This is a genomic window from Alcaligenes faecalis, assembly GCF_005311025.1.
GTDB lineage: Bacteria > Pseudomonadota > Gammaproteobacteria > Burkholderiales > Burkholderiaceae_B > Alcaligenes > Alcaligenes phenolicus.
In genome coordinates, this window is the sequence record NZ_CP031747.1 from 2,848,384 (window position 1) to 2,860,689 (window position 12,306).

Annotated in this window: 12 protein-coding genes; 8 read left to right on the forward strand and 4 right to left on the reverse strand. The window is 57.4% G+C overall.

From position 1 onward, the window contains the following. From rplP to rpsQ, 3 genes are read left to right on the forward strand one after another with little or no spacing between them, the layout of a single operon-like run. Positions 1 to 417: a 50S ribosomal protein L16 gene (gene rplP, locus D0C27_RS13165; protein WP_003803033.1), complete on the forward strand. Its 417-nt coding sequence runs from the start codon at positions 1 to 3 to the stop codon at positions 415 to 417. Positions 418 to 426: 9 nt separating this feature from the next. Continuing rightward, positions 427 to 618: a 50S ribosomal protein L29 gene (rpmC, locus tag D0C27_RS13170; protein WP_003803032.1), complete on the forward strand. Its 192-nt coding sequence runs from the start codon at positions 427 to 429 to the stop codon at positions 616 to 618. Position 619: 1 nt separating this feature from the next. After that, on the forward strand, positions 620 to 895 hold the full coding sequence (gene rpsQ / locus D0C27_RS13175; protein ID WP_009462428.1) for a 30S ribosomal protein S17: 276 nt from the start codon (positions 620 to 622) through the stop codon (positions 893 to 895). A gap of 361 nt (positions 896 to 1,256) precedes the next feature. Here the strand turns inward: rpsQ and D0C27_RS13180 are convergent, their stop codons facing one another. After that, positions 1,257 to 2,225, reverse strand: a complete 969-nt coding sequence (locus D0C27_RS13180; RefSeq protein ID WP_137431135.1) for an AraC family transcriptional regulator — start codon at positions 2,223 to 2,225, stop codon at positions 1,257 to 1,259. A 129-nt stretch (positions 2,226 to 2,354) separates the two neighbouring features. Between D0C27_RS13180 and D0C27_RS13185 the strand changes: the two genes are divergently transcribed. The 5 genes from D0C27_RS13185 (at position 2,355) to D0C27_RS13205 (ending at position 6,831) form a co-directional block, all read left to right on the forward strand. Then, positions 2,355 to 2,915 carry a carboxymuconolactone decarboxylase family protein gene (locus D0C27_RS13185; RefSeq protein WP_009462432.1) on the forward strand — a complete coding sequence of 187 codons (561 nt, stop codon included), beginning with the start codon at positions 2,355 to 2,357 and terminating at the stop codon, positions 2,913 to 2,915. Beyond that, the gene (locus D0C27_RS13190) at positions 2,900 to 3,991 is read left to right on the forward strand and encodes an acyl-CoA dehydrogenase family protein (protein WP_137431136.1); all 1,092 of its coding nucleotides are present in this window, start codon (positions 2,900 to 2,902) and stop codon (positions 3,989 to 3,991) included. The genes D0C27_RS13185 and D0C27_RS13190 overlap by 16 nt, the downstream gene beginning before the upstream one ends. Further along, positions 3,988 to 4,797: an ABC transporter ATP-binding protein gene (locus D0C27_RS13195; protein WP_137431137.1), complete on the forward strand. Its 810-nt coding sequence runs from the start codon at positions 3,988 to 3,990 to the stop codon at positions 4,795 to 4,797. Before D0C27_RS13190 ends, D0C27_RS13195 begins: the two co-directional genes overlap by 4 nt. Before the next feature lie 10 nt (positions 4,798 to 4,807). Then, positions 4,808 to 6,004: an ABC transporter substrate-binding protein gene (locus D0C27_RS13200; protein WP_137431138.1), complete on the forward strand. Its 1,197-nt coding sequence runs from the start codon at positions 4,808 to 4,810 to the stop codon at positions 6,002 to 6,004. Between the two features lie 77 nt (positions 6,005 to 6,081). Further along, a complete protein-coding gene (locus tag D0C27_RS13205; protein ID WP_137431627.1) occupies positions 6,082 to 6,831 on the forward strand; it encodes an ABC transporter permease in 750 nt (249 codons plus the stop codon). A 319-nt stretch (positions 6,832 to 7,150) separates the two neighbouring features. Here D0C27_RS13205 and cysG read toward each other — a convergent pair whose 3' ends face one another. The 3 genes from cysG to D0C27_RS13220 are packed head-to-tail and all read right to left on the reverse strand — an operon-like array spanning position 7,151 to position 12,160. Further along, complete coding sequence (gene cysG, locus D0C27_RS13210; protein WP_115634624.1) at positions 7,151 to 8,605, reverse strand: siroheme synthase CysG; 1,455 nt, start codon at positions 8,603 to 8,605, stop codon at positions 7,151 to 7,153. A 1-nt stretch (position 8,606) separates the two neighbouring features. Beyond that, positions 8,607 to 10,316: an assimilatory sulfite reductase (NADPH) hemoprotein subunit gene (cysI, locus tag D0C27_RS13215; protein ID WP_137431139.1), complete on the reverse strand. Its 1,710-nt coding sequence runs from the start codon at positions 10,314 to 10,316 to the stop codon at positions 8,607 to 8,609. Positions 10,317 to 10,327: 11 nt separating this feature from the next. Further along, positions 10,328 to 12,160: an assimilatory sulfite reductase (NADPH) flavoprotein subunit gene (locus tag D0C27_RS13220; RefSeq protein WP_137431140.1), complete on the reverse strand. Its 1,833-nt coding sequence runs from the start codon at positions 12,158 to 12,160 to the stop codon at positions 10,328 to 10,330. Between the last annotated feature and the right edge of the window lie 146 nt (positions 12,161 to 12,306).

Genomic DNA, 12,306 nt, shown 5'->3' on the forward strand with positions numbered 1-12,306 from the left:
ATGCTGCAACCTTCTCGCAGAAAGTATCGCAAAGAGCACAAAGGCCGTAACACCGGTCTGGCTACTCGCGGTGCGCAAGTTTCGTTTGGCGAATTTGGTCTGAAAGCCACTGACCGTGGCCGTCTGACTGCTCGCCAGATCGAAGCAGCACGTCGTGCAATTAACCGTCACATCAAACGTGGTGGCCGCATCTGGATCCGCATCTTCCCCGATAAGCCAATTTCGCAGAAACCTGCCGAAGTTCGTATGGGTAACGGTAAGGGTAATCCAGAGTTCTGGGTCGCTGAGATTCAACCAGGCAAGGTCCTGTACGAAATGGAAGGTGTTAGCGAAGAGCTGGCACGCGAAGCATTCCGTCTGGCCGCTGCCAAGCTGCCTATCTCGACGACGTTCGTAACGCGTCAGATCGGTGCTTAAGGAGACGTCATGAAAGCCAGCGAACTCCGTACTAAAGATGCCGCCGAGCTCCAAAAAGAGCTCGAGAGCCTGTTGAAAGCACAATTTAACCTGCGCATGCAGCGTGCTACTCAACAGCTTTCCAACACCAGCCAATTGGGCAAAGTACGTCGCGACATCGCTCGCGTCCGTACCGTCATGGCTGAGACCGCAGGAAAGTAAGATGAGCGAAACTCAAACTACCGCAAAACGTCAACGTACCCTGATCGGTCAAGTTGTCAGCAACAAGATGGACAAAACTGTCGTCGTTCTGGTTGAACGCCGCGTTAAACATCCCTTGTATGGCAAGATCATCGTCCGCTCCAATAAATACAAAGCGCACGACGAGACCAACCAGTACAACGAAGGCGATACCGTTGAGATTACCGAAGGCCGTCCTATCAGCCGCAGCAAGTCCTGGACTGTTGTGCGTCTGATCGAAGCAGCCCGCGTGATCTAAACGCTTGCTCAGATGTCCAGGCTTCGGCCTGGCTCTGGTAGGTCAAAAACCCCGATCTGTTTACAGATTGGGGTTTTTTTATGCTTGTCCACTTTGCTGTTGCTCATAGACAGGAGCAATGTTCGTATTTCGTCTTGTGGCCCGTCATGCCGCTTAAACCCGGAGTTGAACTGAATGATCAAGCTTGGGGCATGGCGGCTTGTATGCGTAAGCCGGAAGCCTTCACAAAAAAGCGGGAACAGCTTGTTCTATTCTGTGCGGTGGCAACTATGGGGCGAGGGCGATATCGTGCCAGCTACCCTGCATACGTACTCGGGTTAGGACGACAATCTGGGGGTCAGAGTTGTAGCAGCTTGCTGACTTATGGACGCGCGTCTTGCTTGCGCCATTGTGCCGGGCTGAGACCCACACTGCGTCTGAACGCGGCGCTGAATGCGGCCGCAGAGCTATAACCGATACGCTCGGCAATCTGCTCCATGGTCAGACCTTGCTCCAGCTGACGCTTGGCCAGCTGCATACGTAGTTGCAACAGTACTTGGGCTGGCGCCATCCCGCACAGCAAGGTAAAGCGGCGGTGAAAGGCAGCGCGTGACATGTTCAAGTAGGCGGCCATATCGTCCACCGACCAGGCTTTGGCAGGTTCACGCAGCAGCTGCTCGATCAGGCCACCAAAGGCAGGGTCACTTGCCAGATGAATCAAGCCGGCGGGCAGGGCACCTTCGGCAGGTGTCTGTCCGATTTGCTGGCGCAAGGTATAGAACAACAACAGCTCCACCAGCTTTTCCAGCAGGCTGGAGTTGGCTTGCGGCTGGCGTCGCATTTCGGCCTGGATCAAGTCCAGCAAAGGGCGTCCTGAATCTGCATCTGTCTGAGAACCATCAATCAACAAAACATCAGGCACGGTCGCCAGCAGCAATTCGCTCAAACCACGGCCCAGATCCAGAAAACCACAGAGCAAGCCCGTACTGTGTGGCACTTGTGGCTCCAGGCTCTGCATGGTTTGTCGCCGCATGGCCGCATTCCAGTCTGGCGGCGTGGGCGAGGAGCTTAAGCGATGGGGCACATCCCGCAAGAAGAACACCGCGTCACCCGCCTGCAAGGCCAAGGCTTCCTGATGCTGAATATGCAGCCAGCACGGCCCATGCAAGACCACATGAAAGCCTGCGCGTTGGTGCCCGTGCAGGCTGCTTTCCCATTGATTGCAGTATTGCCCCAAGTGAAACAGGCTGGCAGAGATCTCCAGCCCGGACAAGAGCAGTTCCTCCACAGGGTGTCCTGTGTCTTTGGAGTCGACAGCGCAATGGCTGTCAGGAAAGGCAGAGTCGCTCATGCAGAAAATATGCTTATTTCTTTTCGTGGATATTTTTAATATGAATACCGCTATGTTCGCACATGGAGATAAGGCGCCAGTCAATCGACAATGAAACCTTCTCGGATTAACTAAGGAATTGTCGCCATCATGACTCGCTTAACTTTGCATACTGTGGACTCCGCACCAGAGGCGGTCAAACCAGCCCTTGAGAAAGCTGTGCGTGGTAGCGGCTTTTTGTCCAATTTGCTGGCTATTTTGGCTAATGCTCCTGTTGCCCTGCAAGCCTATCAGGATATGTCCGCCTTGAACGCCACCGCCAGCCTGTCGCTGGTCGAGCGTGAGGTCGTGCAACTGGTTGCCGGTACCACTCACGGTTGCCGCTTCTGCGTGGCCGGTCACACCGCCATTGCGACCAATAAAGCCAAGCTGGACCCGGAAATTCTGGCCGCTTTGCGTGCGCGTGGCTTTGACCAGATCAACGACGAGCGCCTGCAGGCTCTGGCTCTGTTCAGTCGCGCCGTGATTGATACCCGTGGTCAGGTGTCGGATCAGGCTCTGGCCGATTTTCGTGCTGCCGGTTACGGCGACCAGCAGGCTCTGGAAGTGATTACCGGTATTGGCTTGGCGACGATCTGCAACTTTGCCAATAATCTGGCTCGTACGCCGCTCAATAGCCAGTTGGAGGCCTACGCATGGGAAACGCCTTAAAGCGCGCTGAGCAGCCTGTGCTGGCCTCAGAGCGCCCTGTTTTGTCGCCTGGCTTGGCCCAGTGGCTGGAAGAGCATGCCCTGTCGCTGGATAGCGATGCATCTCAGGCGCAGGCCTTGTTGCCTCGCCTGGCGCAAGACGGTTTGTTGAACCTGGGCCTGAAAGCGGATTTTTCCGACTTCGGTGATGCCGTTCAATCCATCGTGGAAGTGGCCGAACATTCGCTGACGGCAGGTTTTGTCCTGTGGAGCCAGCGTACCTTTATTGAATACCTGCGTGACGTTCAGGACCCCGCCATGCGCGACCGCTATTTGCCCGGTTTGCTGGATGGCAGTGTTGCCGGTGCGACGGGTCTGTCCAATGCCATCAAGTTTTTGGGTGGCATTGAAGAGCTGCAAGTGCGTGCCCAGCCTGAACAAGGACATTGGCAGTTTGAGGGCCGCTTGCCCTGGATTACCAATCTGCGTCCCGGCAACTGCCTGGTTGCCATTGTGGCCGCCATGCCTGAAGAGCGAGCCGGTATTTGGGTGGCAGAACTGGGCGATCCAGGCTTGGAGCGTTCCGCAGATCTGGATCTGGTCGGACTGCGTGGCAGCAATACCGCCGCTTTGAAGTTCAATGCTGTGCGTCTGGGACAAGAGCGTTTGCTGCATCCCGATGCAGGCCACTTTGTGCGCTCGGTACGCCCCCGTTTCATGGCGCTGCAATGCGGGATGACCATGGGCTTGGCACGTCGTTCCTTGAAGCAAGTGCTGGATGCGCCACGCTGCCAATGGGTACAGGAGCAGCCCGCCCGCCGCCTGCTGGATCGTGTGCAGGAATTGTCGGATGTGCTGGTTGATGCTGTACGTAAGCCCGGCTCGGCCACGCCGCCTGATTTGTTCAAAGTCCGTATCGAGCTAAGTAGTTTGGCGTCGCAGGCTGTGGCCCTGGAAAGCTCCGCGATCGGCGGGGCGACCTATATGCAGGGCAAGCATCCGCAACTGCTGCGCCGTTATCGCGAAGCCATGCTGGTGCCTTTGATTTCACCCACGGTGGCGCAACTGAAAGCCGAACTTGGGCAGGATGCCGTATGAGTTCCCCCGCCCCCTCGCATACCGATTCTGTAGGGGCCGGACTCTTGTCCGCTCGGGGGATCAATCTGGCCTACGGTGGCCAGACGATCTTGCAGAACCTGGACTTGAACGTGCGCGCGGGCGAGATCGTGGCGCTGCTGGGCCCCAGCGGAGTGGGTAAATCCTCTTTGTTGCGGGTACTGGCAGGCCTCCAAACGCCCACCCAGGGAGAGGTGTCCTTTCTGGGGCAGCCCGTGCGTGGGGTTCACCCCGCTTTGGCCATGGCGTTTCAGGAAGCCATTCTCTTGCCGTGGCTGAATGTGCAGGCCAATACCGGTTTTGGTCTGGGCTTTGCGCGCCAGCCTTCCGTATCCGCCGCCGAACGCCGCCTGCGGGTTGAACAGGCGCTGCGTCAGGTTGGTTTGTATGAAAGCCGTCATCAGCGTCCTGGTGCCTTGTCGGGGGGTATGGCACAGCGTGTTGCCATTGCACGTTGTCTGGCTCGACGTCCACAAGTCTTGTTGATGGACGAACCTTTTGGCGCGCTGGACGAAGTAACCCGTCGCCAGATGCAGGAGCTGATTCTGTCGATACGCGATCAGACCGGCTGCGCCATTGTGCTGGTCACTCACGATATTGATGAGGCCCTCTTGCTGGCGGACCGAGTTCTGCTGTTAGGTGGCCGTCCTGCCGGTTTGCAGCGTGAATGGAGCTGCCCGGCACACCCCCGATCTCATCTGGATAACTGGCTTCAGGCCATACGCCTGGAAATTGTGGCCAGCCTGGAGCAAAGCCTCTCCCAGGCGGTTCACGCTTCTGTTTTGTAAGGTGCACGTCATGATTGAATCTCCTACGTCTCGTACCCGTCGCGACTTGCTGAAACTGGCGTCTTTGCTGACCGTTGCGGGTGCTGCGCCCTTGCTGGCCCAAGGGACTGCTCGTGCACAAAGTGAGTCAAATGCGCCTTTGCGTATCGGCTATTTGCCGATTACCGATGCCACCGCCATGTTGGTGGCGCATCACAATGGATATTTTGAAGAAGCGGGTATTGCGGTTGAAAAGCCCGTGATGGTGCGCAGTTGGGCTCAGTTGATCGAGGCTTTCATCTCCGGTCAGGTCAATCTGGTGCACTTGCTCTCTCCCATGACGGTGTGGGCGCGCTACGGCAGCAAAGTCCCTGCAAAAGTGGTGGCATGGAATCACATGAGTGGCTCTGCTATCACGGTTGCGCAGAACATCAGCTCGGCCGAGCAATTGGGCGGGCAGACGGTGGCGATTCCTTTCTGGTATTCGATTCACAACGTGGTGCTGCAGCATGTGCTCAAAGCACATGGCCTGACGCCTGTCGTGAAAAACGCCGGTGCGCTGGCACCCAATGAGGTCAATCTGGTGGTGATGGCGCCTGCTGATATGCCGCCGGCCTTGGCCTCGGGGCGAATTGCCGGTTTTACGGTGGCCGAACCTTTCAATGCTTTGGCAGAAACTCAAGGCATGGGCCGCATCCTGCGCTTTACCGGCGACGTCTGGCGCGATCATGCCTGTTGCGTAGCCTTCATGCACGAGCAGGATTTGCAGACTCGCCCCCAATGGTCGCAAGGCGTGGTGGATGGCCTGGTCAAGGCACAGATCTGGATACGTAGTCACCGTGCCGAGGCGGCCCAGATTCTGTCGCGTGAAGGCGGGAACCGCTATACCCCGCACACTCAGGAAAACCTGTTGAAAGTGCTGTCCCCGAACCCGGCGGATCGCGCGCAATACGTGAAGTCTGGCGTAATTCGTCATCCGGACTGGGACGACCAGCGTATCGATTTTCAACCTTATCCTTTCCCCAGCTACACCGAGTCCTTGGTGCAAATGCTGCAAGGGACCTTGATTCAGGGCGAGCGTGGTTTCCTGGAAGGGCTGTCTCCTGAACACGTAGCCAGCGATCTGGTGGATGACCGCTTTGTCCGTGCCGCGTTGGAAAAGCAGGGGGGCCTGGCGCAGTTTGGCTTGTCCGAGCAATACACCCGCAACGAGAGCATTGTTGTATGAGTTTGAGTGCGTCTGCTTCTTCTCCGTCATTGGCGCAGTCTGATCTGCGATCGGCTGCGTCTTTGCGACGCCCCAAAATGAATGCCTGGATTGCCAGCACCCTGTGGGGCTTGGGCGGTTTGTTGGCGGGAGTCGTGCTGTGGTACTTGGCCACAGCCTGGTCCAGCAGCCCTTTGATGCAGCAATTCGGGCCGGCCGCTGCATTTCATAGCCTGCTGGAGATACTGGGCTGGTCCGAGACCTGGATGCACATAGGTGCCAGCTTGCAGCGTATTTTTGTAGGGCTGGCGATCTCATTGGGTGTCGGCGTGCCCGCCGGTTTGCTGCTGGGCTTGTCAGCGCGAGCTCACGCCGCATTGACTCCCTTGTTCCAGTTCCTGCGCATGATCTCGCCCCTGTCCTGGATGCCTATTGCCGTCATGGCCTTTGGCATTGGGGATGCACCGATTTATTTTCTGTTGGGTGTGGCCGGTGTCTGGCCTGTCTTGCTGAATACAGCCTCGGGCGTACGGCATCTGAATCCGCGCTGGCTGATGCTGGGTCGCAGTCTGGCGGCCACCAAGCTGGAAACGCTGTTGTACTTGATTCTGCCCGGCATTGTAGGCTCGGTGCTGACGGGTAGCCGACTGGCAATCGGCGTCTTGTGGATTGTGCTGGTACCTTGCGAAATGCTGGGTGTGTCGGCCGGTTTGGGTTACCTGATTCTGGATACGCGCGACCGTATGGCATATTCCGAACTGATGGCCGTAATTGTCTTGATTGGTCTGATTGGCTATCTGCTGGATAGCGCTTTGCGAGCCTTATTTGCGGCCTTGGGACAGCGCTAAATAATCAGCCCTTGGGCCGGCAGGTGAAGAGCTTTGACTGTTTTGTATTTCCAGGAAAGACAAGTGACAGAGCATGCTCAGGCTATCTGCCGCTGCCAGTTCCGTTCTTGTAGGCGCTGGCAGTTTTACCTGGTGCTTAGTGGCTTTTCAGAAGCTGCAGAAAGATAAAAAAGGCCCTCAACATTTGAGATGTTGAGGGCCTTTTTAGATTCAGTTTGAAGCGGTAAGGATGCTAATCCCGCACTGACTGGAGCCTTAGTTGGTATGTATAGAAAAGTGATCTTGAGACGAGACTCTAGCTAGGCCTTGATCACTGCCTTCATGCAGCGACCAGGGTATTGTCCGCATCCTGCGTAATTGCTGTACGTGGACTGAGCTGGTCGATTAGCTCGCCATACCAGGACAAGGTACTGCCCAAGGTAGCTACCTGACCGATCACCAGAATGCACGGGCTGGCAAACTGATGTTGCTGCGCATCCTGGGCAATATTTTCCAGTGTGGATAGCAAGGTGCGCTGTTCGGGGCGCGAGCCATTTTCAATCAAGGCGCAGGGCGTGGTGGCACTGCGGCCACGCTGCACCAGTTCATGGCTAAAGCCCAGGATTTGCTGCAAACCCATGTACACAGCTACCGTCTGGCTGGTGTCCAGTAGCGGGTTCCAATCCTCGATACCGTGACCGCTTTTACGATGTGCCGTCACGAATTGCACGGACTGCGCGTGGTCACGATGGGTCAGAGGAATACCGCTATAAGCCGCACATGCGATGGCAGCCGTGATGCCGGGTACCACTTCAAATGCGATGCCATGCTCGGCCAGATATTCCAGTTCTTCACCGCCACGGCCAAAAATAAAGCCATCGCCGCCTTTCAGGCGCACCACGGTTTGACCTGCTCTGGCGTGTTCAATCATCAATTGATGAATGCGGTTTTGGGTCTGGTGATGATCTTCGCCCAATTGCTTGCCTACAAAAATACGGTGGGCATCGCGACGAGCCAGCTCCATCACCTGATCGGATACAAGACGATCGTACAGAATCACATCAGCACGATTCAGTGCACGCAGGGCATGCAGGGTCAGCAGACCTGGATCGCCTGGACCGGCGCCCACCAGAATCACGCGGCCTTGTGTGGCGCGGGGTGACTCAGGCTGTTGCAGCGCGCTCTCCAGGCTCAAGCGGGCTTGCTCGGCTTGCTGGCTGCGCAGGGCGGCACCTACCGGGCCATCCAGCAGCCAGTCGTAGAAACGGCGGCGTGCACCCAGCTCGGGGCGGGCGCGCCGAATGGCGCTGCGGTATTCCTGCGCCAGACGGCTGATCGCACCCAGGCTGTGGTCCAACATGGTTTCCAGTTGCTCCCGTACTCGCCGTGCCAACATGGGGGCCGACCCTGCAGAGGAAATGGCAATAATCAGCGGTGAGCGATCCACAATGGCAGGCACCTGAAAACTGGACAATTCGGGGTCGTCCACCACATTGACCAGAATGCGGGCTTCTTGTGCGTCCTGGGCAATGACCTGGTTCACGTCACGCTTATCAGTGGCGGCAATAATCAGCCAGGCCCCTTGCAGATGCTGGGCCTGATAGCGCTCCCGAATCAGGGTAATGCGCCCTTGATTCGCCAGCTCTTCCAGACTGTCCACCACATAGGGGGCGACCAGCGTGACCTGGGCACCGGCGGCCAGGACCAGACGCACTTTGCGCTCGGCGATTTCTCCACCGCCGATCACCAATACCGCGCGCTGCTTCAAGTTGGCGAATAAAGGAAAGAGGTTCATGTCAGGCTGGCTGTAAAACTAAAGGAATCAAGCGGCTTGTAGGCTCGGCAACCACGCCAGAGCGAACTAGAAAATCGCCAAAGTGCTCGCCTTCCAGACGCTCGGCAGCGAAGCGGCCAAACAGCTCATCCAGAATGCTCAAAATTTCTGGTTCGGCAATATTTTGACGATAGATTACGTTCAGGCGCTCGCCGCTGAAGTTCGCACCCAGACGCAAGTCATAGCGACCCAGAGCACGGCCAACCAGGGCAATTTCACCCAGATAAGGACGGGCGCAGCCGTTGGGGCAGCCGGAGATACGCAGCACAATGCGCTCGTCGCGTAGCTGGTACTTGTCCAGCAAGGCTTCCAGCTTGGGCAGCAGGATGGGGGCGTAGCGTTCGCTCTCGGCCATGGCCAAACCGCAGGTCGGCAAAGAGACACAGGCAATTGTGCTGCTGCGTATGCCACTTTGCGTTTGGTACACATCCAGCTTGTGATCTGCGACCAGTTTGTCGATCTTGGCCTTATCTTCTTCAGGCACATCGGCAATGATCAGGTTCTGGTTGCAGGTCAGGCGGAACTGCCCTTGGTGGATCTTCGCGATCTCACGCATACCCGTCAGCCAGGGGCCGACTTCGGTATCCATGATGCGGCCCGAATCGATACGCAGGCTCAGGTGCCAGCGGCCATTGCTGCCTTGGGTCCAGCCGAAGCGGTCGCCATTGTGGTCAAAATGGTAGGGGCGTGATGGCTCCAGCGTTTGACCACTGCGGTTTTGCACTTCTTCCAGGAACCAGTCGGCGCCCAGCTTATCCACGGTGTATTTCAGACGGGCATGACGGCGCTCGTCGCGGTTGCCATGGTCACGTTGTGTGGTGATGACGGCTTCGCAAACGGCCAGCAATTGCTCGGGGCGTACAAAGCCGATCACGCTGCCCAGCCGTGGATAGGTGGTGTCGTCGCCATGTGTGGCACCCATGCCACCACCAATGGCGACGTTAAAGCCCAGCAACTGATTGTTCTCAATAATCGCGATCAGGCCGATGTCCTGCGCAAATACGTCCACATCATTCAAGGGAGGCACGGCAATGCCGATCTTGAATTTGCGGGGCAGGTAAGTCTTGCCGTAAATCGGTTCAAAGTCTTCGCCGTCAATGGCGTCTTCGACTTTTTTGCCGTCCAGCCAGATCTCGGCATAGGCGCGGGTTTTGGGCAGGAAGGTTTCGGAAATCTTGTCAGCCCACTCTTGAACCAGACCATGCTGCTCGGACAGCAAGGGATTGGTGGCGCTGACCACCTGACGGTTCACGTCACCACAAGTAGCCAATGTCGTGGACATGGCCTTGTTGATGGCTTGCAGGGTGGGCTTTAAAAAGGGCTTGCGCACGCCGTGCCATTGAAAGGTCTGACGGGTGGTGATGCGCAGGCCAAACTGGGCCCAGTCACAGGCGATCTGGTCAAAGGCCAGCCACTGGGCGGGCGTGACCACGCCACCAGGCAGGCGGGCGCGAATCATGAAGCTGAAAGCCGGTTCCAGCTTTTGTTTGCGACGCTCTTCACGCTGATCGCGGTCGTCTTGTTGATAGCTGCCGTGAAATTTCAGCAGCTTGTTGTCGTCTTCGCTGATGGCGCCCGTGATTGGGTCTGCCAGACCCTCGGTAATGCCACCGCGCAGATAGTGGCTATCAATTTTTACTTGCTCGATAGCGGCGATTTTCTTTTCTGTCATGTCCTTGCTTCTCAGTAAATGTCGCGGGCGTAGCGGCCCTGCGCCGAGAGTTCTTCCAACCAGCTGCGAGCCTGGTCTGCGTCCAATCCACCTTCCTGGCGGGCAATTTCCTGCAGGGTCTGGTGTACGTCCTTGGCCATCTGATTGGCATCACCGCACACATAAATGTGGGCGCCGCCCTGAATCCAGGCATAGACCTCGGCTGCTTTTTCCAGCAAGCGGTGCTGGACGTAAACCTTGTTTTCCTGATCGCGCGAGAAGGCCAGATCCAGGTGTTGCAACTGACCGTCCTGCAAGGCGCGTTGCCATTCGGTCTGGTAGAGGAAATCGGAGTGAAAGTGCGGGTTGCCAAAGAACAGCCAGTTGCGGCCTTCACCACCCTGAACGCTGCGTTCCTGCACAAAGGCACGGAAAGGGGCAACGCCGGTGCCGGGACCAATCATGATCACGTCACGGCTGGTATCTTCAGGCAGGCGGAAGCGTGTATTGGGGTCGATAAAGACCGGCACGGTATCGCCTTCGTTCAGGCGGGCCAGATAGTCGGAAGCCACGCCCCAACGATCCTGCTCGTTGAATTGGTAATGCACATTGGCCACGGTCAGATGTACTTCTTCGTCCACCTCGGACTGGCTGGAGGCGATGGAGTACATGCGGGGTGCCAGGGGGCGCAAGGCTTGCACCAGCTCGGCAGCGCTCCAGGTGGCCGGGAAGCGTTCCAATACGTCCAGCACTTGATGGGTTTTCAGCAGCTCTTGCAAAGTGCTCAAACCTTCTGGGCCTACGGCTGTCTGTAGCACGGCATCGCTATTGCGCTTGGCCAGTTCCACCAGGAAAGGTTTGGTCAGTTGCGTCAGCTCGCGGTAGTGGCTAAGCCATTCTTGCAGCGTGTGCGACTTGTCCTGAATGGTGACGGTCTCTTGCGGGTCCAGCTTCAACGTCTGGATAACTGCTTCGACCAGCTTGGCGTTTTGTGTAGGCCAGACACCCAATGCATCACCGGGTTGGTACTTCAGGCCACTGCCTTCCAGCGACAACTCGTAGTGATAGATGTTGCGGGTGCTGTCGCGGCCCGTAATGCTTTGGCTTTGCAGCACGGTGGCCTGGAATGGATTGTCGCGGGTGAAGCTGCTGCGGGTCTGGGTTTCCAGCACCGTAACGTTGCTGGATTGGGCGGCAGGAACGGCCGCAGCGGCGTGGGCCTGGTGATCCGTTTCCAGAAACCCAAAGGCTTTGTCCTGCCAGGGGGCGGCGACCGTATCAATATCCAGATCAGCCAGCCCTGCGTCCAGAATGCGTTCCGCACCCAGCGCCAGCAGACGTTGATCAATCTTTTCCGCGATCCCACAGAACAGGGGATAGCTGGAATCACCCAGACCCAGCACACCGAATTTCAGCTCGGGCAGCTTGGGAGCACGGGCGCCGGACAGGAACTCGAAGAATGCGATGGAATCGTCTGGCGGGTCGCCTTCACCCTGGGTGCTGATAATGACGTACAGCAGACGCTCTTCTTTCAGCTCGCGCGTGGGGTAACGGTCGGCGCGCAGCAGGCGCACGGGGATGCCGGCGGCTTCGCAGCGTTGGGCAAAGGCTTCGGCGACGCGTTGGGCATTGCCTGTCTGGCTGCCAAACACAATAGTGGCAGGTCGTTGGGCGGGCGCAGCGGCGGCGGGCACCAACGACAGTTCAGGAGAAACAGGCGCTTGAGCGGGAAGGCCGGTGTGGCGCACTTGCGCGACACCCGCGAGATAGCCGGACAGCCAGTTCAGGGACAGCGGATCGAGCTCGTCGGTAATTTGAGCAATCGCCGTGCGATTGGACTCCGAGAGGCGGGACAGGGCGTGCATTCTGACACTCGCTTATATAAATAGTTTGTCCCATTCTAAAGAGCGGTATCAGGGCTACGAACGATCCGATTCTTATTTGTTTATGAATACTCCGGTTAATGAAAAAGGGGCATAAGCCCCTTTCATCTTGGTCTAAGCGCGTGCGA

Excerpts from the sequence above, each read along its gene's own strand:
- rplP (WP_003803033.1), top strand. The coding sequence starts at position 1 with ATGCTGCAACCTTCTCGCAGAAAGTATCGCAAAGAGCACAAAGGCCGT.
- rpmC (WP_003803032.1), top strand. The coding sequence starts at position 427 with ATGAAAGCCAGCGAACTCCGTACTAAAGATGCCGCCGAGCTCCAAAAA.
- rpsQ (WP_009462428.1), top strand. The coding sequence starts at position 620 with ATGAGCGAAACTCAAACTACCGCAAAACGTCAACGTACCCTGATCGGT.
- D0C27_RS13180 (WP_137431135.1), bottom strand. The coding sequence starts at position 2,225 with ATGAGCGACTCTGCCTTTCCTGACAGCCATTGCGCTGTCGACTCCAAA.
- D0C27_RS13185 (WP_009462432.1), top strand. The coding sequence starts at position 2,355 with ATGACTCGCTTAACTTTGCATACTGTGGACTCCGCACCAGAGGCGGTC.
- D0C27_RS13190 (WP_137431136.1), top strand. The coding sequence starts at position 2,900 with ATGGGAAACGCCTTAAAGCGCGCTGAGCAGCCTGTGCTGGCCTCAGAG.
- D0C27_RS13195 (WP_137431137.1), top strand. The coding sequence starts at position 3,988 with ATGAGTTCCCCCGCCCCCTCGCATACCGATTCTGTAGGGGCCGGACTC.
- D0C27_RS13200 (WP_137431138.1), top strand. The coding sequence starts at position 4,808 with ATGATTGAATCTCCTACGTCTCGTACCCGTCGCGACTTGCTGAAACTG.
- D0C27_RS13205 (WP_137431627.1), top strand. The coding sequence starts at position 6,082 with ATGAATGCCTGGATTGCCAGCACCCTGTGGGGCTTGGGCGGTTTGTTG.
- cysG (WP_115634624.1), bottom strand. The coding sequence starts at position 8,605 with ATGAACCTCTTTCCTTTATTCGCCAACTTGAAGCAGCGCGCGGTATTG.
- cysI (WP_137431139.1), bottom strand. The coding sequence starts at position 10,316 with ATGACAGAAAAGAAAATCGCCGCTATCGAGCAAGTAAAAATTGATAGC.
- D0C27_RS13220 (WP_137431140.1), bottom strand. The coding sequence starts at position 12,160 with ATGCACGCCCTGTCCCGCCTCTCGGAGTCCAATCGCACGGCGATTGCT.